The 23,807-nt window shown below is 61.6% G+C and carries 18 protein-coding genes; 10 read left to right on the top strand and 8 right to left on the bottom strand.

From position 1 onward, the window contains the following. The first annotated feature begins 1 nt into the window (after position 1). Both EZI54_RS15120 and EZI54_RS15115 read left to right on the top strand, forming a co-directional pair. Entirely contained in the window at positions 2-1,507 is a 1,506-nt protein-coding gene (locus tag EZI54_RS15120; RefSeq protein ID WP_131482722.1) for a tripartite tricarboxylate transporter permease, read from the top strand. A gap of 6 nt (positions 1,508-1,513) precedes the next feature. Beyond that, positions 1,514-2,587 carry an AbrB family transcriptional regulator gene (locus EZI54_RS15115; RefSeq protein WP_131482721.1) on the top strand — a complete coding sequence of 358 codons (1,074 nt, stop codon included), beginning with the start codon at positions 1,514-1,516 and terminating at the stop codon, positions 2,585-2,587. A gap of 106 nt (positions 2,588-2,693) precedes the next feature. Here the strand turns inward: EZI54_RS15115 and EZI54_RS15110 are convergent, their stop codons facing one another. The 4 genes from EZI54_RS15110 to EZI54_RS15095 all read right to left on the bottom strand — a co-directional run bounded on the left by EZI54_RS15110 (position 2,694) and on the right by EZI54_RS15095 (position 9,457). Further along, positions 2,694-3,515: a helix-turn-helix domain-containing protein gene (locus tag EZI54_RS15110; RefSeq protein WP_242674483.1), complete on the bottom strand. Its 822-nt coding sequence runs from the start codon at positions 3,513-3,515 to the stop codon at positions 2,694-2,696. A 35-nt stretch (positions 3,516-3,550) separates the two neighbouring features. Further along, the gene (locus EZI54_RS15105; protein WP_131482720.1) at positions 3,551-5,713 is read right to left on the bottom strand and encodes a carboxy terminal-processing peptidase; all 2,163 of its coding nucleotides are present in this window, start codon (positions 5,711-5,713) and stop codon (positions 3,551-3,553) included. Positions 5,714-6,073: 360 nt separating this feature from the next. Further along, entirely contained in the window at positions 6,074-8,224 is a 2,151-nt protein-coding gene (locus tag EZI54_RS15100) for a 3-hydroxyacyl-CoA dehydrogenase NAD-binding domain-containing protein (RefSeq protein ID WP_131482719.1), read from the bottom strand. 24 nt (positions 8,225-8,248) lie between these two features. Further along, complete coding sequence (locus EZI54_RS15095) at positions 8,249-9,457, bottom strand: acetyl-CoA C-acetyltransferase (RefSeq protein WP_131482718.1); 1,209 nt, start codon at positions 9,455-9,457, stop codon at positions 8,249-8,251. A gap of 228 nt (positions 9,458-9,685) precedes the next feature. Here EZI54_RS15095 and EZI54_RS15090 point away from each other — a divergent pair, with 228 nt between their 5' ends. Beyond that, positions 9,686-9,949: a late competence development ComFB family protein gene (locus tag EZI54_RS15090; protein ID WP_131482717.1), complete on the top strand. Its 264-nt coding sequence runs from the start codon at positions 9,686-9,688 to the stop codon at positions 9,947-9,949. A 42-nt stretch (positions 9,950-9,991) separates the two neighbouring features. Here the strand turns inward: EZI54_RS15090 and EZI54_RS15085 are convergent, their stop codons facing one another. Beyond that, a complete protein-coding gene (locus tag EZI54_RS15085; RefSeq protein ID WP_165495767.1) occupies positions 9,992-12,640 on the bottom strand; it encodes a DUF349 domain-containing protein in 2,649 nt (882 codons plus the stop codon). Positions 12,641-12,857: 217 nt separating this feature from the next. Between EZI54_RS15085 and EZI54_RS15080 the strand changes: the two genes are divergently transcribed. Further along, positions 12,858-13,346, top strand: a complete 489-nt coding sequence (locus tag EZI54_RS15080; protein WP_131482715.1) for a regulatory protein RecX — start codon at positions 12,858-12,860, stop codon at positions 13,344-13,346. A 1-nt stretch (position 13,347) separates the two neighbouring features. Here the strand turns inward: EZI54_RS15080 and mltF are convergent, their stop codons facing one another. Further along, positions 13,348-14,808 (bottom strand): membrane-bound lytic murein transglycosylase MltF, encoded by a 1,461-nt coding sequence (mltF, locus tag EZI54_RS15075; RefSeq protein ID WP_131482776.1) that lies wholly within the window; start codon positions 14,806-14,808, stop codon positions 13,348-13,350. Positions 14,809-15,351: 543 nt separating this feature from the next. Here mltF and purL point away from each other — a divergent pair. Both purL and EZI54_RS15065 read left to right on the top strand, forming a co-directional pair. Continuing rightward, positions 15,352-19,257 (top strand): phosphoribosylformylglycinamidine synthase, encoded by a 3,906-nt coding sequence (gene purL / locus EZI54_RS15070; RefSeq protein ID WP_131482714.1) that lies wholly within the window; start codon positions 15,352-15,354, stop codon positions 19,255-19,257. Between the two features lie 759 nt (positions 19,258-20,016). Further along, on the top strand, positions 20,017-20,328 hold the full coding sequence (locus EZI54_RS15065; protein ID WP_131482713.1) for a YqfO family protein: 312 nt from the start codon (positions 20,017-20,019) through the stop codon (positions 20,326-20,328). Between the two features lie 3 nt (positions 20,329-20,331). Here the strand turns inward: EZI54_RS15065 and EZI54_RS15060 are convergent, their stop codons facing one another. After that, positions 20,332-20,874 carry an NUDIX hydrolase gene (locus tag EZI54_RS15060; protein ID WP_131482712.1) on the bottom strand — a complete coding sequence of 181 codons (543 nt, stop codon included), beginning with the start codon at positions 20,872-20,874 and terminating at the stop codon, positions 20,332-20,334. A 122-nt stretch (positions 20,875-20,996) separates the two neighbouring features. Between EZI54_RS15060 and EZI54_RS15055 the strand changes: the two genes are divergently transcribed. Genes EZI54_RS15055 through purT form a run of 4 tightly spaced genes read left to right on the top strand, consistent with a single transcriptional unit; the run spans position 20,997 to position 23,539 of the window. After that, positions 20,997-21,578, top strand: a complete 582-nt coding sequence (locus EZI54_RS15055; protein WP_131482711.1) for a CoA pyrophosphatase — start codon at positions 20,997-20,999, stop codon at positions 21,576-21,578. Between the two features lie 7 nt (positions 21,579-21,585). Next, the gene (locus tag EZI54_RS15050) at positions 21,586-22,110 is read left to right on the top strand and encodes a gamma carbonic anhydrase family protein (protein ID WP_131482710.1); all 525 of its coding nucleotides are present in this window, start codon (positions 21,586-21,588) and stop codon (positions 22,108-22,110) included. An 8-nt stretch (positions 22,111-22,118) separates the two neighbouring features. Next, positions 22,119-22,301 (top strand): DUF1289 domain-containing protein, encoded by a 183-nt coding sequence (locus EZI54_RS15045; protein ID WP_131482709.1) that lies wholly within the window; start codon positions 22,119-22,121, stop codon positions 22,299-22,301. 56 nt (positions 22,302-22,357) lie between these two features. Beyond that, positions 22,358-23,539, top strand: coding sequence for a formate-dependent phosphoribosylglycinamide formyltransferase (purT, locus tag EZI54_RS15040; RefSeq protein ID WP_131482708.1), 1,182 nt, complete (start codon positions 22,358-22,360; stop codon positions 23,537-23,539). On the opposite strand, the gene EZI54_RS24835 is transcribed toward purT, so the two are convergent. Next, positions 23,536-23,807: hypothetical protein (locus tag EZI54_RS24835; RefSeq protein WP_207389231.1), on the bottom strand; the 272-nt coding region annotated here is incomplete at its 5' end. The genes purT and EZI54_RS24835 overlap by 4 nt on opposite strands.

Raw genomic sequence — 23,807 nt, 5'->3', positions numbered from 1 at the left:
CATGTTCGATTTTCTGATTCATGGTTTTGATGTTGCGCTGACCCCCCTGAACCTGGGACTGGCTTTCCTCGGTGCGTTGCTGGGCACCCTATTTGGCGCCTTGCCGGGCATTGGCCCGATCAACGGCATCGCGATCCTGATGCCCCTGGCTTACACCCTGGGCCTCCCGGCGGAGTCCGCGCTGATACTGCTGGCGGGTGTCTACACCGGTGCCGAATACGGCGGGCGTATGTCCAGTATCCTGCTCAACGTACCCGGTGATGCCGGTGCGGTGATGTCCACCCTGGATGGCCATCCGCTGGCGAAGAAAGGGCTCGCCGGTCCGGCCCTGGGGCTGTCGGCGGTCAGTTCGTTTGTCGGCGCGACCATCGCCATCATCGGGCTTACGCTGTTTGCACCGTTGCTGGCCCGGGTGGCGGTCATGTTCGGTCCGGCCGAGTTCTTTGCGCTGATGGTGTTCGCGTTCTCGTCGATGGCCGTGATGATGGGCAAGGATCCGGTCAAGACCGGTATTGGTGCGGTACTCGGCGTGATGATCGCCATGATCGGCGTGGATTCCGGCACCGGGGTGATGCGTTACACCTTTGGCCTGGCGGAGCTCTATGATGGCATCGATTTCGTGGTGATGATCATCGGCCTGTTTGCTATCAGCGAGATCCTGCTGATGCTGGAGCACGCCAACCGACAGGATGCCGGCGATGCCATGCCGCCGGTGGGCCGGGTGATGGTGAGCCTGAAAGAGGTGCTGTACTGCAAGTGGGCCATGCTGCGAAGCGGCGTGATCGGTTTCATCGTCGGCGTATTGCCGGGAACCGGCGCGTCCGTGGCGGGGGCCGTCAGCTACACGACCGAGAAGCGCCTGTCCGATAAGGAAAACACCTTCGGTACCGGCGACATGCGCGGTCTGGCGGCACCGGAGGCCGGCAACAACGCCTCGGCGGCGGGCTCGTTCGTGCCGATGCTGACGCTGGGCATCCCGGGATCCGGCACCACGGCTGTCCTGCTGGGTGCGCTGATGCTCTATAACATCACCCCCGGCCCGATGCTCTTCTCGGAGCGTCCCGAAGTGGCGGGTGGCCTGATTGCGTCGCTGTATATCGGCAACATCATGCTGCTGGCACTCAACCTGCCGCTGGCCGGGTTCTTTGCGAAAGTGCTGACCATCCCGCGCTGGGTGCTGGTGCCAGCCATCGCGATTCTGGCCTTCGTGGGGGTCTATCAACTGCACTCGGATCTGATGGCCATCTACCTGATGCTGGTTATCGGCATCTTCGGGTACCTGTTGCGCAAGCTGGGCTTCTCGCTGGCGCCGGTGATCCTGGGCTACGTCCTGGGTGGCCTGATGGAAGACAACCTGCGGCGGGCGCTGTCGATCAGCGGCGGTGATATGGGTATCCTCTGGCAGTCCGGTATTTCCATCGGCCTGTGGATTGCGGCGGTTCTGCTGCTGGTCCTGCCCTGGTTGCTGCCCAGGCTATTGCCCGGCAAATCCCCGGCCCGGGCCTGACGAGCGTTGATTCATATCCTCAAGGCCCGGGTGGCTGACGGTGGCAGACTGCTGCCCACATTGTTGATTGGCGCGTGTGGCAGCGGCCTGGCCTATGCGGTCCGGATGCCGCTGCCGTGGCTGCTGGGAGCGTTGATCGTCACCACCGCACTCAGCCTGGCCGGTGTGCGACTGCCGTCCCCGACCGCGTCCCGCAAGGCCGTGCTCGCCGTCATCGGCGTGATGCTGGGTGCGGCGTTCACACCGGATATGGCCGGCGATATCGGCCGCTGGGGTGCGAGCCTGGCGATCATGCTGGTCAGCACGGCGGTGATGATGGTGGTTTCGGTGTGGATGAGCCGCCGGATTGCGGGCAACTCGCTGGATACCGCGATCTACGCCGGCATGCCCGGCGGCTTGTCTGCCGTGACGCTGATGGCGGCGGACTCCGAAGCGGACCTGCGGGCCGTGGGGCTGGCCCACGCGGTCCGTGTATTGGTCCTGCTCCTGGCCATTCCACCGGTGTTGCAGCTGATCGGTCATGTGAATCTGCAGGCGCGCAACGTGACGCTGTCACAGTGGCTGGCCATGCCCGCCTGGGGCGATGCCCTGATGCTGGTGGGCGCCGGTATTGCCGGTGCCTGGTTGGGGCGCTTGCAGCGATTGCCCAACCCATTGCTGTTCGGGCCGGTGCTGGTTTCCGGCCTGCTGCATGTGACCGGTATTTGCGAAGCCACGATTCCGCCGGTGGTGGTGGCCTTCGCACAGATCGTCATCGGGGTATCGGTCGGGGTCCGGTTTGTGGGCACCCCCCTGGCGTCACTGGGAGTGGGTTTGCTGATCTCCGTGATACAGGCCTTACTGCTGATGCTGATTGCCGTGGCCGCTGCCTGGCTGGGTCATGCCGTCACCGGTTACTCGCCGGCTGCGGCACTGCTCGCCTATATGCCGGGCGGAGCGCCTGAACTCAGTCTGGTGGCGTTGTCACTGGGCATCGAACCAGCGTTTGTGACCTCGCACCACCTGCTGCGGCTGACGGTCCTGATCCTGCTTATGCCGCTTCTGCTTTCCTTCCTCAAACGCCGGTTCCCGCAGGGTTGACTACGCTGTCGGCCGGCGTCAATGACTGGCGGCGCGCCGGATTCACGGATGGCCGTTTCTCCCTTCCCGACCCTGATATTGATCACAGGACACACTCCACGGGAAATCAGTGAGAGTTGCGCCGGGGCCGGGCTTTCCTGCGCGGAGGTGAGGGTTGGGGGCTGTCTGCCCTGGATTCGTTGGCTGGATGCTCCACCTCGGCGCGAACCCGGGCCACTTCCGCCTCCTGTTCGGCGACGAAATGCAGCGACATCTCAAAGCTCTGGCGGGTGAAATCCAGCACCTTGCGGAAGCCCTCGTCGGATAGCTCGCGAGCCTCGTCGTGCCCCCGGAAAATGTTGAGAAACTCCCGTTCCCGTTCGAACTGCAGCGGCAATTTGCCGACGCCCCAGTCAGTGAGGATCTGCCAGGCCTCCGGATTGTAGTTGCGGGTAAAACGGAGGATGAAGGGAATCGGGTCGTTGCGGGCCACCAGCGCGGCCAGACGCAGGATCAGCTCGAAGGAGAGGGTGGCGGTGCCGTTCTCGATGGCTTCCAGCAAGCTTTTGTCCCGCAGGTCCAGGGCCTCGCTCATCTCACTGAGGGTGAGGCCGGCCACTTCCCGGATATCTTTCAGGGAATCGCCGGCGGCAAGCATCATGCGCAGTTTATCCTGCGAGTTGAGCAGGGCGCGCCCGGCCTTGATGGACGTGTCGGTGGTTCTCAGGGCAAAACGGAAGGCGGAGCCGGTGAAGTCGGCCAGCCGGTCGACCAGGGAATCCTCGTCTTCGGCGGCGGGTTTCCGTTCCTTGCCCCCGGCCATTTGCTGGCCGGTGAGGGGCGGGATGCCGAGTTTTTCAGCCTGCTGCATGGACTGTATGGCATGCAGCGTGTCCATGAGCAGGCTTTCCAGGGCCAGGGCGCGTTTGCGGTCGCTCTCGTTACTCATCCAGCGTTCCTTGCCCGGCCCTTCGTATCGTTCTCTTACAGATGCTCGTCCGCTTGGGCGGTGATGCGCTCCGGTGGGTCGATGGAGGCCATCCGGGAGTCCAGTTCGATCATGTCGGACATGATGTAGCCACCCTCGCGGACGATGAAATCGTCATCATCCTGATCTTCCGGCTTGGCCGCTTCCTCTTCTTCGTAGTTTTCCAGTGCTTCCCAGTTCTTGAACGGCTCCTTGCCCTTGAGCTGGCGGCGCGCGTTGGCGATCTTCAACTGGCGGGATTCAAGGTCGTCCTGGTAGGTTTCACGCTCTTTGTAGTTGAGACTGACGTATTCGCGATTACGCTGGCTCTTGAGCAGGTTGATCTCCTCTTCAAGCAGTTGGAATTCCGGGTTCTTGGCAAACCGGGCTTCGTGGCGCTCGCGCAGCTTGCCGATCACGCTGCTGAAATCGAAATAGCGGGCATGGGGCACCGCTTCGATCTGGTCCCAGGGCAGGGCGTTGTCCAGCGCGTCCTCGCCGATCTCTTCCTTGTTGATCCGGGTGGGGATGTTGATGTCCGGGATCACGCCCTTGTGCTGGGTGGAACCGCCGGAAACCCGGTAGAACTTGGACTGGGTGATCTTCAACTGGCCATGGTTGAGCGGGCGAACCGCCTGCACGGTACCTTTGCCGAAGGTCTGGGAGCCCACGATCAGGCCGCGGCCGTAATCCTGGATGGCACCGGCGAAGATCTCGGAAGCCGAGGCGCTCATACGGTTGACCAGGACCACCAGAGGGCCGGAGTAGGCCACGGACGGGTCGTCGTCGGTCAGCACGCTGACGTCGTTGTCCGCGCTGCGGATCTGGACCGTCGGGCCTTCATCGATGAACAGGCCGATCAGGTCGTTGGCTTCCTGGAGGGCGCCCCCACCGTTGTTGCGCAGGTCAATCACCAGACCCTGCATGCCCTGCTCCTTGAGCTTGTCGATCAGCTTGCGGACATCGCGGGTGGTGCTCTTGTAGTTTGGATCGCCGGCCTGCATGGCCTGGAAATCGGCATAGAAGGTGGGAATATCGATCACACCAACCTTGTAGTTTTTGCCGTCCCGCTTCAGGTCGATCATGTCGCTCTTGGCGGACTGCTCTTCCAGCTTCACCTTGTCACGGGTGATGTCGATGGTGCGGGTGATGGTTTCATCCGAGGCGCTGGCCGGGATGACTTCCAGGCGCACGACGGAGGAACGCGGGCCGCGAATCAGGTCGACGACTTCATCCAGGCGCCAGCCCACGACGTTCTTCATTTCGCCGTCCTTACCCTGGGCAACACCCACGATGCGGTCGGCCGGCTTCAGTTGGCCCTGCTTGGAGGCCGGGCCACCCGGCACCAGGCGAACGACCTTGGTGTATTCGTTGTCGGACTGCAGCACCGCGCCGATGCCTTCCAGCGAGAGACTCATATTGATGTTGAAGTTCTCGGAGGTGCGCGGTGAAAAGTAGGAGGTATGCGGATCCCACAGGCTGGTAAAGGCATTCATGTAGGTTTGGAACGCATCCTCGCTGCGCACCTGCAGGGTGCGGGAGCGCTGGCTCTCGTAGCGGCGCTTCAGGGACGTTGTGATTTCCTTGTCGCTCTTGCCATTCAGGCGCTGGGCGAGCACGGCGTTCTTGATGCGACGCTTCCAGATGGCGTCCAGCTCGTCCTCGCTCTTGGCCCAGGGATTGTTGGAGCGATCCAGCTTGAGTTCTTCGTCCTTGCTGAAATCGAACTGGTCGACGCCGTCGTCGATCAGCTTCAGTGCGTAATCCAGACGCTCGATGACGCGTTTTTCAAACAGGTTGTAGATCTGGAAAGCCGGTTCGAGCTGCCCGGTCTTCAGGGCCGAATCGAGCTTGGTGCGCCAGGGCGAGAACCGGTCGATGTCGCTCTGCAGGAAATAGACATGCTGACCGTCCAGGTGGTCCAGATAGGCGTCGAAAACCCGCTTGGACAGGTCAGAGTCGATCCGCTGATCCAGGAAATGCGTGAACTGCAATTGCCGGGCGATCAGGATGTTGGCGCGGGCCTGATCAATGGTCGGCGAAACGGGCTGGAATGTCTGGGCACCGTCCTTGTCCTGGGCGGCGAAACCGGCCATGGAGGTTATCGCCAGGCCGAAGGCCAGGGCGACTGCGGAAGAACGGAGGCGGGGTAGTCTCAGCTTGCGGATCGTTGATGGCATGTCATTACTGTCTTTGCAGGTGAAGATTGTAAGCCGAACGGAACCTACCGTCAGGCTTCCAGGCTGGCCGGGTTTCGTGAGGACTCAATGTCCCCGGATAACCGGCAGACGCCGGAGCCTCCACTATGACTCCCGAAAATTGATTGCGTTCCGGAATATTTAGAGGATCCTCAGCTCATTGTAGGCAAGCGGCAGGGCCGTTGCTACCGGCCATGTGCTACGAGGTCATGACAATCTGTCCATATTGAGGACAAGTCCGGAGGAATTTGTTAGGGCAACCGTCCGTGCGGCACCCGTATCGTTGGCGGACGCGCAGATCGGGTTCCGGCGTAGGCCGCCGGAACCCGTGCGATCCCCGGGTTATTCGAACGGGGTATCGCCTTCCGCTTTCTCCAGCAGCAGCCGGGGCGGGGTAAAGCGCTCGCCGAAGACGTCGGCCAGCTCTCTTGCCCGTTCTGCGAACCTGCGCACACCGTACTGGTTGATGAACTGGATGGCACCTCCGGACCAGGGCGCGAAACCGATGCCGAAAATACTGCCGACATTGGCATCTTCCACGGTGCGCAGGACATTCTCTTCAAGGCAGCGCACGGTTTCGATGGCCTGGATGAACAGCAGCCGGTCCTTCAGCGTTTGCAGGTCGACCTCCGACGCCTTGGCCTGGTCGGTGTAGTGTTCGGCCAGGCCGGGCCAGAGGTGTTTCCTGCCGGATGCAGGGTAGTCGTAGAAGCCGGCGCCGGCGGCTTTTCCCTTGCGATCATGCTCGTTGACCATGGCATCAATGACCGCTTCGGCCGGATGGGGCGTCCAGCTCTTGCCGGCGGCCTCCATATCCTTGCGGCTCTGATTGCGCACATGCTGGATCAGGGTGAGGCTGACCTCGTCGCAAATGGCCAGCGGGCCGACCGGCATGCCGGAGAGCACGCCCGCATTCTCGATACTGGCGGGGTGGATGCCTTCCTTCACCATGGCCACACCTTCGTTGACGAACGTGCCGAATACCCGTGAGGTGAAAAAGCCGCGGCTGTCATTGACCACGATGGGAATCTTGCCGATCTGCTGCACGTAGTCGAAGGCCCGGGCGAGAGTGTCATCGGACGTCTTTTCGCCGACGATGATTTCCACCAGTTGCATCTTGTCCACCGGCGAGAAGAAATGCAGGCCGATGAATTTATCGGGATCGCTGGAGGCCTTGGCCAACTGGGTAATGGGAATCGTCGAGGTATTGGAGGCGAAAATGCCGCCGTCTGCCAGTTGCTGCTCGGCTTCCCGGGTGACTTTGGCTTTCAGGTCGCTGTCCTCGAATACGGCCTCGATGATCAGGTCGCAGCCCGCCAGGTCGGCGGCGGTATCGGTGGCCTGGATACGGGCCAGAACCGCGTCCCGCTCTTCGGCGGTCGTACGGCCCCGGCTGACCTTCCTGTCCAGCAGCTTCTGCGAATACGCCTTGCCTTTCTCGGCGTTCTCGACGGAAACATCCTTGAGCACCACGTCCAGCCCGCGGGTGGCTGTTGAGTAGGCGATGCCGGCTCCCATCATTCCGGCACCCAGGATGCCGACCTTCTGGAAGCGGGCTTTCTCGATACCCTGCGGGCGGCTTTCGCCGGCCTTGATGGCATTGAGCTGGAACCAGAAGGTGCCGGTCATGTTCTTGGCGACCTGGCCGCAGACCAGTTGCGCAAAGTAGCGGGTTTCGATGAGCTGGCCGTTGTCGAAATCCACCTGGGCGCCTTCCACGGCGGCGGACAGGATGGCTTCCGGCGCCGGATAGCAGCCCTTGGTCTTCTGCTTCAGCATGGCCGGGGCGATCGCCAGCTTCTGGGCCATGGCCGGATGCTGCGGCGCACCACCCGGGATCTTGAACCCCTTCCTGTCCCACGGCTGCTGGCAGCCCGGATTGGCCCCGATAAAGGCGCGGGCCTGGGCGATCAGGTCATCGTTATCGGTGGCCAGGGCATCGACGATACCCGCCTTGAGGGCCGCTTTTGGGTTCGATTTCCGGCCTTCCATCAGATAGGGGAAGGAGGCTTCCAGCCCCAGCATGCGGGGCAGGCGCTGTGTACCACCGCCACCGGGCAGCAGGCCCAGGGTGACTTCCGGCAGGCCGAGCTGGATGCGGTCATCGTCCAGCACGACCCGGTGATGGCAGGCCAGGCACAGCTCGAGCCCGCCGCCCAGGGCGCTGCCGTTGATGGCGGCGACCACCGGCTTGCCGCAGGTCTCCAGCGCCCGCATCTGGCGCTTGAGGTCGTTGATCATGGCTTCGAACTCGCCGGCCTGTTCCCTGGTCACTTTAAACAGTTCGTTCAGGTCGCCGCCGGCGAAGAAGGTGGTCTTGCCGGAGGTCAGGATGATGCCCTTGATGGTCTCCAGATCCTGCTCGACGCGGCTGATGGTCTCGGTCATCGCTTCCCGGAAAGCCGCATTCATGGTGTTGGCGGACTGGCCGGGCATGTCGATGGTCAGGGTGAGGGTGTTCTGGTCGTCGATGTCGTAACGGATTGCATTCATTATTGGGTCCTTCTCTGTCCCGGCTCAGCAGCGTTCAATAACGGTGGCGATGCCCATGCCGCCGCCCACACACAGGGTGGCGAGGCCGTAGCACTGTTCCCGACGCTCCAGCTCGTCCAGCAGGGTGCCGAGGATCATGGCGCCGGTGGCGCCCAGCGGGTGGCCCATGGCGATCGCACCGCCGTTGACGTTGACCTTCTCGTCGGGCACGTCCAGCTCCCGCTGGAAGCGCATGACGACGGATGCAAACGCCTCGTTCACTTCGAACAGGTCGATCTGGTCCGCGGTCAGTCCCGCCTTGGCGAGGGCCTTGCGGGTTGCCGGCGCGGGGCCGGTCAGCATGATGGTGGGATCGGTGCCGGTGACGGCCGTGGATAGGATGCGGGCGCGGGGTTTCAGGCCCAGCTCACGACCCTTGGCTTCGCTGCCGATCAGCAGGGCGGTGGCGCCATCGACGATGCCGGAGGAGTTACCGGCGTGGTGCACGTGGTTGATGCGCTCCACGTCGTGGTATTTCTCCCGGGCCACACCGTCAAAGCCCATCTCGCCCATCATCTGGAACGAGGGTTTGAGTTGGCTCAGGGATTCCAGCGTGGTGCCGGCGCGGACGTGCTCGTCACGGTCCAGGATCAGCACGCCGTTCTGGTCGGTGACCGGGACGATGGAGTTCCTGAAGTGGCCATTTTCCCAGGCGGCGGCCGCCTTTTTCTGGGAATTCACGGCAAACCGATCCACGTCTTCCCGACTGAAGCCTTCGATGGTGGCAATCAGGTCGGCGCCGATCCCCTGGGGCATGAAACCGGTATTCAGGTTGGTTTCCGGGTCGCTGGCCCAGGCGCCGCCGTCTGAGCCCATGGGGACCCGGGACATGGCTTCCACACCGCCTGCCACGACCAGATCCTCCCATCCGGAGCGGACTTTCATGGCCGCGAGGTTGACGGCTTCCAGGCCGGAGGCGCAGAAGCGGTTGAGCGTGACGCCGGCAACGACTTCATCCCACTGCGCGGCGAGGGCGGCGGTCTTGGCGATGTCCGCGCCCTGGTCGCCCACCGCGGTGACGCATCCCATGACGATGTCGTCCACCTGGCGGGTGTCCAGATCATTGCGTGCCTGAAGGGCTTTGAGGATGGTCGTCAGCAGGGTGATGGGTTTGACGCTGTGCAGCGAGCCGTCTTTCTTGCCGCGGCCTCGCGGTGTACGTACCGCATCGAAGATATAGGCTTCTGTGGTCATTATTGTTCCTCTGCGCTCTGGGGCGGAGTCGTGGTTCGTCAGTGGTGTCGGGCCGGACGATCGGATAGCACCGTTTTTCAGGATAGACAGCCACCTTAGCGGCCGGTTTCCGCAGAGGTAATGACCGGCGATGCCATTTGAATTGGCGAAAGTGCTCAGGTGGCAATCCGCGGGCAGCCATCTAATCTACAGTCAGACCCACTGGAATCCGAACAAGGTGTAGTTCTTATGTCCCTGCTCGATATGATCGATAACTTTTATGAAGGTCTGGTGGCAGAGGCCATCGAGGAAACGCGCAAACCGGATGAGGACGAGGATTTCCTGGCGGATGTGATGTGTGTGGCGTTGAACCGGCTGCCGACGCGCTATTACCGGCATTCCATCGACATGCGGTTCTATCTCGCCGACCCGGAAATGCAGGAGATGCGGGAGCGGGTACGGGCGGCGGTGTCGGAATCGAGGAATTTCGTGCTCAAGCACCAGAGGGAATGAGGTGCCGCCCGATCGATCGGGCGGCACCCGGGTACGGGCGATTCATCCCCGCCAGTGCTCGAGGGCGCCGCGCAGGCGGGGCATCAGGTTTTCGGCTTCGCCCGGATTGATTGACTGGGCACACCAGCAGTCGATCAGCCGGTTGATTTCGTCCTCCGTTGACCCCTTGCTTTCGGTGCCGCCGGCCAGACCGGCGGCCAGGCGCTCCACCTGCTGCTTCATGCGCAGGTCCTGATCCTCGGCCGGTGACGGCATCCCCGTGGCGATTTCCAGGCGAATGGCGATTTCCCGGGGTGACGGCAGCGGCTCCGGCAGCTCATTGTCATGATCCTGAGGGGCGTGTCCGGCCGTCAGGCGGGCGTCCCAGTCCGCCACCTGCTGGCTGCGCTCTACCTGCTGGATCGCCTGATTCAGGGCCGCCTTTTCCGTGGCAAGCTCGTCGGACACGGCCGCCGGAATACGGCGTGGCGTGGGTGCGTCGCGAAGCGCCCGTTGTGCCTGCCGCAGTGCGGCGAGATCTCCCGCCGCCGCTTCGCGCTGTTCGCGGCTGCTGGCAATGGCCTGCTTGAGCGTACCGAGGGCCGCCGTGTCTTCGGCGGCCTGTTCTGCCCGCTTGGCATCGCGACGGGCGAAAATGGCATCGCAGGCGGCGCGGAAATCCTGCCAGAGCTTGCGGTCTTCCTTGTGGCGGGTGATGCCGATGCCTTGCCATTCCTTCTGCAGGGCCTTGGCCTGCTCCATGGCATCGCTCAGGGGCTCATGGTCGACCAGTGCCTGGGCGCGTTCAACGATCGCCTGCTTGCGGGCTTCGTTCTTCTGTCGCTCTTCGTTCAGCGGCGCTTCCACCTGCTTCAGCAACTGGTCAAACCGTTTCTGCAGGGGCCGGTTCGCCTTGAAATCCACGGGCCAGGCCTCGCGCCATTCCTGGCGGGCGACCCGGTGAATCCGTTCCACGGCTTTCCAGTCGGCATTCTGCCAGTCGGCGTTTTCGACGAAATCGGCCAACTGGTCGCAGATCGCCTGACGTTTGTCGATATTGACGTGCTTCAGCTCGGATTTGGCGGCGAAATACTCCTGGCAGGGTTCATACGCAATATCCGACGCCTTCTTGAAGCGCTGCCACAGGGACTGGTCTGACGACCCGCCCAGGTCCCGCCACTCCTGTTGCAGTTCCTTGATGTGCGTTGCCTTGGCTTCCGGCTCCATGTGCTGGGTCGCCAGGTATTCCATGGCTTCGCACAGTTCTTCCTGCTTGGGGCGGGTGGCAAAGCCCCGCCAGTCCTGCAGGTCCTGCAATTGGCGACCCAGCAGGGTCAGGCGGGCCTGGCGTGGGCTGGCGTGCTTGTGGTCGAGTGCATTGAAAGCGTGCTGGGCCTGTTTGTGCAGGTGGCGGGACTCGGTGTACTGATCCTGCTCCAGCGCCTGCTCCAGCTTCTCGAGGAGGTCGTCCAGCGCCTTGGCCTGGGTTTTGTGGTCGCTGGCCTGGGTTTTGCGCACTTCGCGTGCATGGCCGAGTTTGCGGGCGGCGGCTTCCAGTTCCGGCGGCTGGGCGTAGCCGGCAGGCCAGTCGATGGTTTCCAGCAGCTGACGCAGCTCGGCGCTGTCCGGTGACTCCGAGTCGACCAGTGATTTCAGGGTGTCCTGCTGCTGTTGCAGGCGCTGGACCGAGCCGATGTAGTGGCGCAGTTCCAGCATCAGGGCCTGGTAGTCCTTCTGCTCCGCCTTGGCCACGTCGCTGTCGCGGGTGGCTTCCATCCAGCGGTTTTCCTGGGTTTTTTGCAAGGCGTCGAGTGACGACAGGGATGGGCCACGCTCCGGCATGGCATTGCGCAGGCTGTCCAGCGTGTCACGCAGCAGATCCAATGTCGCCTTGCGCTCTTCCTGTTTCTGGTGGGACTCGGCTTCCAGAGCGGAGGCTTCCTCGACGTCGCGGACCCGGCGGTTGCAGACCTCCAGCGCCGTCAGGAAAGCGGTGTGCTGCTCGTTGGAGGCGGCCGAGGACAGGTTCTTCCACTGGGACTGCAGGCTCTCCACGCGGGCCGCGTAGAGTTGCAGGTTATCCGTCTTGGCGTGCTCTTCGGCCTGATGGATCAGGTCATTGATGGCTTTCTGGACGGCCTTTTCCCGTTCCTTTTCCTGGCGCAGTTGCTGCAGGCGTTTCCTGGTCAGTTGGAAAACGCCTTTATCGCGACCTTTGGCGGCCCGCTGAACCGCCATCAAATTCTCTTCACCCTCGATCCGCTCGGCCGCGGCGAGGCGAACAGCGGCGGTCTTGCCCTCGATTGCCAGGGTCACGAGCTTTTGAGGATCCGTGTCCGCGGAGACCTGTTCGGCATCCAGGTCTGTGCTCTCGCAAAGCTGGCGCACCAGTGTCTGTTGCTGGGGATCCGTCAATGCGCTGAGTGCCTGCTCGACCTGTTCCGGATGCTGGCTGGCCAGTGCACTGATCCGCCCGGCCAGACGGTTACGCACGGTAGCCGAGGCGTCGCCGTACAGCGGGATCAGATGCTTGATGTGGGGGATGCGGTCGATGGCGACACCCCGCTGGCTGTTGGTCTCCGCCGAGCGGGCCAGCTCGACCAGGGCGTTGAGATCGTCCGGTTTGTCCGGATTCAGCGCGCCGATATCGGTTTGCGGTTGGGCGTTGTCGGATTTGCGGTTCTTGAACAACTTCTTGATAAATGCCGCCATAACAAAATCCCCACACGGTAAGGCAAGTTGCTGGCCGGATCCGGAATGCCGGCCAGAATCAGGCAGCCAGGGAAGGGGGCAAAGACCCTCCGGGCCGCCGGCAGAGCATCGGGCGACGTCGACGCCCGCTTGCATGGTGGGTTAGTCTAATCGTTTTGGAGACCCGCTGCACAGGGCTGTGTGGTGGTTTGGAACACGCTGGATCCGAAGACAATCCATGGCCCCGAAAAACAGCAAATCCGAACATCAGGACCCGGAGTACAAGGCCCGTTCCGTGGCTCTGAAGTTGTTGGCCCGACGCGAGCACAGTCGCCAGGAGCTGCGGCTGAAGCTGATGCAGCGCAAGCTGGCGCCGGATGTCATCGACCCGGTGCTGGACGACTACGAACAGGAAGGTTGGCTGGACGATGCCCGTTTTGCCGATGTCTATGCCCGTCAGCGGATGGATCTGGGGTACGGGCCGTTGCGCATCGAAAGTGAATTGCAGCAGCGCGGGGTCTTCCAGCGACCGGATTGCCTCCAGGCCACGACCGATCAGCAATGGGCGGAGCGGGCCATCGAGGCGAGGCGCCGTCGGTTCGGTCTGTCGGCGTCTGCGCTGGAGTGGTCGGACAAGGTGCGCCAGGCCCGCTTCCTTGCCCAGCGCGGCTATACCGGCGAGCAGGCGGAGCGGGCTCTGGACGCCCGTGAGGATGCTGCGGACTGAGTTACAGGGTTGGCGGCGCGATGGACAGGTCTGTGGGAATACGCTCGGACCCGTCGGGCAGGACGTCGGTCGACGGCGCCGCGGCGTCCAGTTCGGGGAGCTCGGGGCTCTGTGCCAGCTGTTCACCCGGGCTCATGGGGTCTTTCATCCACGCCAGTACATCGTAGTAGCGCCGGATATTCTGCACGTAGATCACCGGCTCGTGGCCCCGGGCATACCCATAGCGGGTTTTCGAATACCACTTTTTCTGCGCCAGCAGCGGCAGGAATTCCTTGACGTCAATCCAGCGGTCGGGATCCTTGCCGGCGCCTTCGGCGAGTCGACGGGCGTCTTCCAGGTGGCCGAATCCGACGTTGTACGACGCCAGCGCGAACCAGGACCGGTCCGGCTCGGGGATATCGGCAGGAATCTGGTCATGGACCATCTGGAAGTAGCGGGCGCCGCCGTCGATGCTCTCGTCCGGATCCAGGCGATTGTCGATCCCGACGTACTGGGCCGTGTTCCGCGTCAGCATCATCATCCCGCGGACACCGGTCGGCGACACGGCATTGGGGCGCCAGTGCGATTCCTGGTAGCCGATCGCAGCCAGCAGGCGCCAGTCCATGTGGTATTTCTCGGCAGCGGCCTGGAACGCCAGCTCGTAGTTGGGCAACCGGTGACGGACGTGATAGACGAAGGTACGGGCGCCGACGTAGTTGAGCCGGTCCAGGTGACCGTAGAAACGCTCCCGTAGCTGGGCGAGACGGCCGTCCGCTTTCATCTTGTTGAGGAACTTGCGGGCGGCTGTGACCAGCGTATCGTCCTGCTGGGATGGGAACAGCCAGGCAATGGGCTGCGGCTGGTTCAGGTCGAAGCCCTTCTTGACGTTGGGGAAAAAGACCTGGTTGAGGGCCAACTCGGTCGAATCGACCACCGCGACCTGGAATTCACCGGACTCGACCCGCTCCAGGATGCCTGCGGTATCCAGATCGGTGTGCAGTTCCCAGTGGATGTCGGGATGTTCCCTGGCCAGTGCCCGCAGCGGCGCCAGGTGGTTGCTGTTGGCAACGGCATGGATGGTGCGGCCGCCAATGTCCTCGACGTCGCTCGCTGAATCTGCATCCCGGTTGTAGATCAGGGTCGACTGCACGCTCAGGTTGATCGGCACCGCCTTGAACTCCTGGGTGCTCGGGAGCGTGCTGGCCAGTCCGGCCAGGCCGATGTGGGTATAGCCTTTTTCAAGTACCGACAGGATCTGTCCGTTGCCTTCGGCTTCACGAACGCGCAGTTCCACGCCCAACTCGTCCGCAAACTCTTTGGCCAGTTCATACTCATAGCCGGTCGGGCCGTCGCGGCCATCGTAGTACACCGAAGGAGAGGGGCGGGCGATGACGTGCAGCACGCCTTCCTGGCGCAGCTCGTCGAGAGTCGACGGGCGCGAACAGGCCGTCAGGGCACCGGCGAGACCCAGTACCAGGGCCATGCCCACAGGACGGCGTTTGTTTCTCAGGATGGAAACCACTGACAAGTCCCTGCTCTCCTTACTGCGAATCTGCGACGGGCGCATTCCTGATCGTCCGCAGGTCAGCCAGCGCTGATCTGCAAGGATGACTGCCCGGAGACGTGCGACAGTTGCGATCCCGTTCCCTGGATCTGTTGGCGTGAAAGGGGTCCGTGCCTGTTGGACAGTCCCTGACAATGTAAAATTGGCGGGGCGCAGAGACCCAATTGTTGTTCAGCATTAATTCGATAATCCCCAAAAGCCGGAAGCGGGTCAATCAACTGTCGGTCGTAGACTGCAAAAGCCTGTAAATTTTAATCCAGCGGTAATGGTCGGGCGACGGTCATGGTCAGACCGGCCGGCACGGGGCGAGGGACTGGGTAATTGCCGTATTGCGGGATTTCCGGCGTCGGCAAATCTGTATCCGGCGGTCGCTTTCCAGTATCATTGCGGCCGTCTCGCACGGGGCTCCCGGAATGAGGGCTCCTGTTTTATCCCAGATCAGCACGATACAGGTTTTTTGCCATGCTGGAACTCCGCGGTGCCCCCGCACTTTCGTCTTTCCGCTCCGACAAGCTTCTGTCCCAGATTCAGGCTGTGGTTCCGGAAGTCTCCCGAATCTACGCGGAGTTCATGCATTTCGTCGATGTGCCCGAGGCGCTGGCGGACGAGGAGCAGCAGGTGCTCGATCGTCTGTTGACCTACGGGCCGACCGCCGATCCGCAAGCGGCCGAGGGCGTGCTGTTCCTCGTGGTGCCGCGCCCCGGCACGATTTCACCCTGGTCCACCAAGGCGACCGACATCGCGCGTATCTGTGGTCTGCGCCAGATTCGCCGTATTGAGCGGGGCACGGCCTACTATATTCACGCCGGCTGCAAATTGAAGCTGGAGCAGCGCGAGGTGATTGCAGCACTGCTGCACGACCGCATGACCCAGCGGGTATTCCACGAAATGGGCGGTGCCGAGCTGCTGTTCCATCGCGAAGAGCCCCGCACGCCGGATCGTATTCCGGTGCTCAGCGGCGGTCGTCCGGCACTGGTCGAAGCCAACCTGGAGCTGGGACTGGCGCTGGCCGATGACGAGATCGATTACCTGGTGGATTCGTTCACGCGGCTGGAGCGGGATCCGGCCGATGTGGAGCTGATGATGTTCGCCCAGGCCAACTCCGAGCATTGCCGTCACAAGATTTTCAACGCGTCCTGGGACATCGACGGCGAGGCGCAGGACAAATCCCTGTTCGCCATGATCAAGAACACCTTCGAAATGAACAGCGAAGGGGTGCTCTCGGCATACAAGGACAATGCCGCCGTCATCCGGGGTGCCCGGGCCGGGCGTTTCTTCCCGGATGCGGATTCCGGGATGTATCGCTACCACGAGGAAGACATCCACATCCTGATGAAGGTGGAAACCCATAACCACCCGACGGCCATTTCCCCGAACCCGGGGTCGGCGACCGGTGCGGGCGGTGAGATCCGTGACGAAGGGGCCACCGGCCGCGGTTCCAAGCCGAAGGCCGGCCTGACGGGGTTCACCGTTTCCAACCTGAACCTGCCGGGTGACGTTCAGCCCTGGGAGGCGGAGTACGGCAAGCCGGAGCGCATTGCGTCGCCGCTGGATATCATGATCGAGGGGCCGATCGGTGGGGCCTCTTTCAACAATGAGTTCGGTCGGCCCAACCTGGCCGGCTATTTCCGGACGTTCGAACAGAGGGCGCCGGGCGCCGCCGGCGATGAAGTTCGCGGTTACCACAAGCCCATCATGATTGCCGGTGGTCTGGGCAACATCCGCGCCGATCACGTCGAGAAAGGGGATATTCCGATTGGCGCGAAGCTGATCGTTCTTGGCGGGCCGGCGATGTTGATTGGGCTGGGTGGTGGTGCGGCCTCTTCCATGGATTCCGGCAGCAGCCACGAAGACCTGGACTTTGCGTCGGTACAGCGGGGTAATCCGGAAATGGAGCGACGCTGTCAGGAGGTCATCGACCGCTGTTGGCAACTGGGGGACGAGAACCCGATCAGCTTCATTCATGATGTCGGCGCGGGTGGTCTGTCCAACGCCATGCCCGAGCTGGTGAAAGACGGCGGTCGAGGCGGCCGCTTCGAATTGCGCGATATTCCCAGCGATGAACCGGGGATGTCGCCGTTGGAAATCTGGTGCAACGAATCCCAGGAGCGTTATGTCCTGGCGGTGGCGGCTGATGAGCTGGAGCGTTTCGACGCCATCTGTCGCCGCGAGCGCTGCCCCTACGCGGTCATTGGCGAAGCGACCGAAGAACATCACCTGGAAGTGGCGGACGCCTATTTCGACGATAAGCCCGTGGACCTGCCGATGGATGTGCTGTTCGGCAAGCCGCCGCGGATGCACCGCAGTGTCGAGCGCGCTTCCTTCACCAAGGAGATCTTCAACTCCCGTGACATTGATGTGAACGAGGCGGCGCGCCGCATCCTGCGCCTGCCGTCTGTCGGCAGCAAGAGCTTCCTGATCACCATCGGTGACCGCACGATCACCGGGCTGGTGGCGCGCGATCAGATGGTTGGCCCCTGGCAGGTCCCGGTCAGCGATGTGGCGGTCACGGCGTCTTCCTTCGACAGCCTGGTGGGCGAAGCGATGGCCATGGGCGAGCGCACGCCGGTCGCCGTGATCGACGCCCCGGCCTCCGGCCGTATGGCCGTCGGCGAGGTGATCACCAACCTGGCGGCGGCGTCGATCGCGAAGCTGTCCGATATTCGTCTGTCGGCGAACTGGATGGCTGCAGCCGGTCATCCGGGTGAAGATGAAAACCTGTACGAGACGGTTCGTGCCGTGGGTATGGAGCTGTGCCCGGCCCTGGGAGTCACCATCCCGGTGGGCAAGGACTCCATGTCCATGAAGACCGTCTGGGAAGAGGACAACGGCGAGCAGAAGAGTGTCACGGCGCCTCTGTCTCTGATCATCAGTGGCTTCGCACCAGTGACCAATGTTCGCAACACGCTGACGCCGCAACTGCGGACCGATGCCGGTGAGACCGACCTGATCCTGATCGACCTCGCGGCCGGCCAGAATCGTCTGGGTGGCTCGGCTTTGGCGCAGGTGTACAACCAGGTGGGCGCCGTAGCGCCGGACCTGGATGATCCTGAGGACATCAAGGCATTTTTCGCCGTGATCCAGGGCCTCAACGGCGACGGTAAGCTGCTGGCCTACCATGACCGCTCCGACGGCGGCATGTTCGCCACGCTGGTGGAGATGGCCTTTGCCGGCCATACCGGTATCGATATCAAGCTGGACGGACTGGCCGAGGAAGCGAGTCAGTTCGCCCGCGAACTCTTCAACGAGGAACTGGGTGCGGTGATCCAGGTGCGTCGTGAGGACACGCCGTTTGTCCTGCAGCAATTCACCGGTGCCGGGCTGGGCGAGCACACGGCCGTCGTCGGAACCCTGAACGACAGTGACCGGATCCGGTTCACCTTTGGCGACGACGCCGTGATCGACACCTCACGGGAGGAATACCAGCGTCTCTGGTCGGAAACCAGTTATCGTATCCAGTCCCTGCGAGATAATGCCGATTGCGCCAAGCAGGAGTTCGACAATCTGTTGTCGCCGGCCGATCCGGGTCTGAGCGCCCAGTTGACGTTTGACCCCGAGGAGGATGTCGCGGCGCCGTATATCAACAGCGGCGCACGTCCAAAGATGGCCGTCCTGAGAGAGCAGGGCGTCAACGGCCAGGTGGAGATGGCTGCCGCGTTTGACCGGGCCGGGTTCGATGCCGTGGACGTGCATATGAGTGACCTGCTGTCCGGACGGATTACCCTGGAGAGCTTCCGCGCGCTGGTGGCCTGTGGTGGGTTCTCTTACGGGGACGTGCTGGGTGCGGGCGAAGGCTGGGCCAAGTCCATCCTGTTCAACGAGCGCGTCCGTGAGCAGTTCGCGGGATTCTTTACCCGGACCGACACCTTGGCCCTGGGCGTGTGCAACGGTTGCCAGATGCTGTCGAACCTGCATGAGCTGATTCCGGGGACCACCCACTGGCCCCGTTTTGTGCGTAACGAATCGGAGCAGTTCGAGGCGCGCCTGGTGATGGTGGAAGTCCAGAAATCACCGTCGCTGTTCCTGCAGGGGATGGAGGGCTCCCGCCTGCCGATCGCCGTTGCCCACGGCGAAGGACGCGTGGAGTTTGCCAATACGGATGCCGCCGCCGCCCTGCAGTCCGAAGGGCTCGTCTCACTGCGCTACATCAGTAATGACGGGCACGCGACCGAGCGCTATCCGTTCAACCCGAATGGCTCGCAAGCCGGTATTACCGGGCTGAGTTCGGCGGATGGCCGCGTGACCATCATGATGCCGCATCCAGAGCGCGTGTTCCGTACGGTTCAGCACTCGTGGCATCCGGACAACTGGGGGGAAGATGCTCCCTGGCTGCGCATGTTCCGCAACGCGCGGAAGGTGATCGGGTAAACTGCCACGCCTGCCCTGAGGCCACTCCCGGGACCTTCTTGCCCGGGAGTGGCCTCGGTACCGATGGTTTTCCCATCCGGATGACTGTCGAACCCTTTTTCTTTCCCATCCTGTTTGCTTCTCAGGCCGTCAAGTTGATCCCGGGTGTTCAGTGGATTTTACACCCCTGTGTCTCGTTTCGGTTTGCTTCCGGCGGTAACGGCGTTTGTTACGTGCCGTTACAGTTTTATCCCCACGGGTGACAGCTTTTTAAGGTTGGGCAAATGATTGGCGGTATTTTTTAATTACCTCGTCAGAAATATGTCTTCCAGTGCCATTTATAACTGAAATTTCGGCTTGACTTCGCTCGTTTATGCACATCCGTTCCATAGTCTTCGCTGGCGACTGTATAAAACTCCGTCACCTTGCCTGCAATCCAGTCAATGTTTTTAACTATTTGAAAATAAAGGATAAAATGCCTTAGGCGAAATAGTCGCCAATTTGAGGGGAAGGGCGCAACCACGGGGCCTGGAGCTCTGTTCCCAAAAACTTTCCCCAGAGTTATCCACAGATTCTGTGGGTAAGTGGTGCAAGCATTTGAATGGATGCTTTTTTGTTCGTTTTGATTGGTTAGTGATCAAATTGATCATTCTTTGGACTGGGTTTGGCGGTTCGTCCGGGGCGGCTTCCGCGATGCTTGATCGGGTCAGATGCGTGGGGCGAGAATTTGTTCGTAGCTTCATTCGATGGATGCCAGCCAGGAATTAAGGAGAGTGTCTTATGTATAAGTTGTGCTACTTCGTGCCGGAATCCCATCTGGACGTCACCAAGACCGCCCTGTTTGAAGTGGGGGCGGGGCGTATCGGTGACTACGATTCCTGTGCCTGGCAGTGTCGTGGCCAGGGGCAGTTTCGTCCGCTGGACGGCAGTCAGCCCTTCCTGGGCCAGACTGGGAAGGTTGAAAAGGTGGATGAGTACAAGGTGGAGCTGGTTTGTGAGGATGACCTGATCGGGGACGCCATCCAGGCACTCAAATCCGCCCATCCCTATGAGGAACCGGCGTATGAGGTTTTCCGGATGGAGGTTCTCTAAGGGCTATTTCCCCATACGGTAGCGGATATCGCCGATATGGAGAGGGAACTCGCCTGTCTCGGTGTCGCGCACAAAGCGTTCGAGCGTTTCGCGGATGGTCGGGAAAGCCAGCTCTTGCCAGGGAATGTCCGCGAGCGGGAAGAGCTGTGCGTCCAGGGATTCCTCGCCAACGCCAAAGGTGCCGTCCTTGAGCCGTGCGCGGAAGAACATGTGGACCTGGTCGATATGGGGAACGTGCAGCATCGTGTAGAGGCCGTCCACCTCGACTTCCGCCAGGGCTTCTTCCCGGGTTTCGCGTATGGCGGCTTCGACAGTGGTTTCGGTGTTCTCCATGAAGCCGGCCGGCAGCGTCCAGTAGCCGTGGCGGGGCTCGATAGCGCGACGGCATAACAGCACCTGGCCATTCCAGACCGGCACGGTCCCTGCCACGATGCGCGGGTTTTCGTAGTGGATGCTGTTGCAATGGTCGCACACATATCGATGACGGTTGTCGCCTTCAGGGATGCGATGGGTCACCGGGTTTCCACAATGACTGCAGTAATTCATTCGCCACCTCAATTCTGTATCATCCCAGTATACTGTGGCTTTCGTCATCGTCGACCCATGTTGGCCAGATTCTTTCAAGGCCGGCAAGTGTCGCCAGAGCACAACCCAAACAGGAAAATAAGTTGTTCGATCATTTCAAGGAACGCCTGGATCGCCATACGCCGCAGCAGATCGCCCTGGATTATCCGGAAGCGGGCGTGCTGGTGCCGGTCACGGACAGGGTATCGGATCCCGAGCTGATCCTCACCCAGCGGGCGGCCCACCTCAAGACCCATCGTGGTCAGGTTGCTTTCCCCGGTGGTAAGCGCGACCTGAGCGATCACTCGTTGGAGCACACGGCCCTTCGGGAAGCCCATGAGGAGATCGGTCTGCCGCCTGCGCAGGTCCAATTGGTTGGGCGGCTGAGCCAAGTGGTTTCCCGGCATCGTATTCTTGTCACCCCTTATGTTGGTATTGTGCCGCATGGCGTGTCGCTGACGCCCAGTCCGGATGAAATCGATGCGATTTTCCGGGTTCCGGTATCCTTCTTCCTCGAGGACCGTCGTATACGGACGGATGCCCTGGGTTTTCAGGGGCACACACTCTACGTGCCGTGTTACCAGTGGGAGGATTACCACATCTGGGGGCTGTCGGCTGTCGTGCTGGTTGACTTCCTGAATGCCGTGTACGATGCGGGCATCGATTTGCTTGAAGCGCCGGAATGAGGTGTCTATGAAATACGCATTGGGCGAGTGGCGCCCGAAACTCGAAGGTAGCGGGCACTTTATTGCCCGGAATGCCACGGTCATTGGTAACGTTCTTCTTCAGGACAAGGCCAGTGTGTGGTTCAACGTCGTGATTCGCGGTGACAATGACCTGATTACCATCGGCCCGGAATCCAATGTCCAGGACGGGACGGTGATGCATACTGACGCCGGCATTCCGCTGACGTTGGGACGCGGTGTCACGGTCGGCCACAAGGCCATGCTGCATGGTTGCGAGATTGGCGATTACTCGCTGGTCGGTATTAATGCTGTGGTACTCAATGGTGCCAGGATCGGCAAGCATTGCCTGATCGGTGCCAATACGCTGGTTCCGGAAGGCATGGAAGTGCCGGACGGTTCGCTGGTCGTGGGCTCTCCCGGCAAGGTCAAGCGAGAGTTAAGCGAGGATCAGCGCAAGATGCTGGAGCTGAGCGCCGCCCACTACGTTCAGAACGCCCAGCGCTACGTGGACTCGTTCAAGGCAGTGGATTGATAGCGGTGATGGATAATTCAGGACCCGTGCGCTCTCCTTGCGTCAGTATCTGCGCGCTGGATGAAAACGACATTTGCGTGGGCTGCCAGCGGTCCGCTGATGAGATTGCCCGTTGGAGCCTGATGACCGACGCCGAGCGACGTGCCGTTATGAAGTTGGTGGCGGAACGGGAAGAAAAGGTCGCCCTGTGATTTCGGCGCTTGGTATTGAAAGGCTTCTGTACAAAGTATAAAGAGAGGATAAAGGCATGGTCAGCATTGGTACGCCGTTGACGGGGACGGCTTTCCGGGTGCTTTTTTGTGGATCCGGTGAGTTGGGGAAGGAGGTCGTCATCGAGCTTCAGCGTCTCGGCGTCGAAGTCATTGCTGTTGACCGTTACGCCCATGCGCCCGCGATGCAGGTGGCTCATCGCAGCCATGTCATCAACATGCTGGATCCCATCGAGCTGCGTCGAGTGATTGAGCTGGAGAAGCCGGATCTGGTCGTGCCGGAAATTGAGGCGATCGCCACGCCCGAGCTGGTTAAGTTGGAAGAGGAAGGGGTGCGGGTTATTCCGACGGCCCGGGCGGTGAACCTGACCATGAACCGTGAGGGTATTCGCCGCCTTGCCGCCGAAACCCTGTCCCTGCCAACATCGCCGTATCGGTTTGCGGATTCGCTGGAGAACTACCGTAAGGCCGTGGCGGAGATCGGCATGCCATGCGTGGTGAAGCCGGTGATGAGTTCCAGTGGTAAAGGGCAGAGTACAGTCCGGAGTGATTCCGATATTGATGCTGCCTGGGACTATTCCCAGCAGGGCGGTCGTGCCGGCCAGGGGCGTGTGATCGTCGAAGGGTTCGTGGATTTTGATTACGAGATAACGCTGTTGACCGTGCGGCATGCGGGCGGCGTGTCCTTCTGTGAGCCGGTGGGGCATATTCAGGAGGATGGCGATTATCGGGAATCGTGGCAGCCGCATCCGATGAGCCGGAAGGCGTTGGATCGGGCCCAGGAGATTGCGGACAAGGTAACCGGGGACCTGGGCGGATACGGCATCTTTGGTGTTGAGCTGTTTGTTAAGGGCGACGACGTCTACTTCTCTGAAGTGTCGCCGCGCCCTCATGACACGGGGCTGGTCACGCTCATTTCCCAGGATCTTTCCGAGTTCGCGCTGCATGCCCGGGCTATTCTCGGGTTGCCGATACCGGCGATCCGCCAACTGGGGCCAAGTGCGTCCGCCGTTATCCTGCCGACGGGCGAGTCTCGTCAGCCGACGTTCACTCATATAGAAGAGGCGTTGAAAGTCCCCGATACCCAGTTGCGTCTTTTTGGCAAGCCTGAAATTGCGGGGCGCCGGCGCATGGGGGTTGCTCTGGCGAAGGGTGAGGATGTGGAGCATGCACGTGCATTGGCGCGGGAAGCGGCAGCTGCTGTAAAGGTTGAGTTCTAGAAAATTTGGGTTTTTCGGAAAAACGCGTTGACACCTCTGAGGAGGTCGGTAAAATGCGCATCTCTTTCGAGGGGCACGCCACAGAGGCGGGGCCGAAATCGAAAGGCAACCGATTGTTTTGGTTTGGGATTTCGAGTTTCAGGATTCTTCAGGGCAACGGTTGACAGGGTGGCAAAGCCGTGTAGAATGCGCGCCACCTTGAACGGGCAGCCGGCCCGGTTCGGCGGTTTTCGGAAGTAGCGGAAAGCGCTGAAAAATAACGGTTGAC

This window comes from Marinobacter halodurans, from assembly GCF_004327985.1.
GTDB lineage: Bacteria > Pseudomonadota > Gammaproteobacteria > Pseudomonadales > Oleiphilaceae > Marinobacter_A > Marinobacter_A halodurans.
Note: the sequence above shows the minus strand (reverse complement) of the source record. Positions and strands in the feature narration are given on the sequence as shown.

Bases quoted from the DNA above. Each gene is read 5' to 3' on its own strand.
- EZI54_RS15120 (WP_131482722.1), top strand. From the start codon at position 2: ATGTTCGATTTTCTGATTCATGGTTTTGATGTTGCGCTGACCCCCCTG.
- EZI54_RS15110 (WP_242674483.1), bottom strand. From the start codon at position 3,515: ATGAGTAACGAGAGCGACCGCAAACGCGCCCTGGCCCTGGAAAGCCTG.
- EZI54_RS15105 (WP_131482720.1), bottom strand. From the start codon at position 5,713: ATGCCATCAACGATCCGCAAGCTGAGACTACCCCGCCTCCGTTCTTCC.
- EZI54_RS15100 (WP_131482719.1), bottom strand. From the start codon at position 8,224: ATGAATGCAATCCGTTACGACATCGACGACCAGAACACCCTCACCCTG.
- EZI54_RS15095 (WP_131482718.1), bottom strand. From the start codon at position 9,457: ATGACCACAGAAGCCTATATCTTCGATGCGGTACGTACACCGCGAGGC.
- EZI54_RS15090 (WP_131482717.1), top strand. From the start codon at position 9,686: ATGTCCCTGCTCGATATGATCGATAACTTTTATGAAGGTCTGGTGGCA.
- EZI54_RS15085 (WP_165495767.1), bottom strand. From the start codon at position 12,640: ATGGCGGCATTTATCAAGAAGTTGTTCAAGAACCGCAAATCCGACAAC.
- EZI54_RS15080 (WP_131482715.1), top strand. From the start codon at position 12,858: ATGGCCCCGAAAAACAGCAAATCCGAACATCAGGACCCGGAGTACAAG.
- mltF (WP_131482776.1), bottom strand. From the start codon at position 14,808: ATGGCCCTGGTACTGGGTCTCGCCGGTGCCCTGACGGCCTGTTCGCGC.
- purL (WP_131482714.1), top strand. From the start codon at position 15,352: ATGCTGGAACTCCGCGGTGCCCCCGCACTTTCGTCTTTCCGCTCCGAC.
- EZI54_RS15065 (WP_131482713.1), top strand. From the start codon at position 20,017: ATGTATAAGTTGTGCTACTTCGTGCCGGAATCCCATCTGGACGTCACC.
- EZI54_RS15060 (WP_131482712.1), bottom strand. From the start codon at position 20,874: ATGAATTACTGCAGTCATTGTGGAAACCCGGTGACCCATCGCATCCCT.
- EZI54_RS15050 (WP_131482710.1), top strand. From the start codon at position 21,586: ATGAAATACGCATTGGGCGAGTGGCGCCCGAAACTCGAAGGTAGCGGG.
- EZI54_RS15045 (WP_131482709.1), top strand. From the start codon at position 22,119: ATGGATAATTCAGGACCCGTGCGCTCTCCTTGCGTCAGTATCTGCGCG.
- purT (WP_131482708.1), top strand. From the start codon at position 22,358: ATGGTCAGCATTGGTACGCCGTTGACGGGGACGGCTTTCCGGGTGCTT.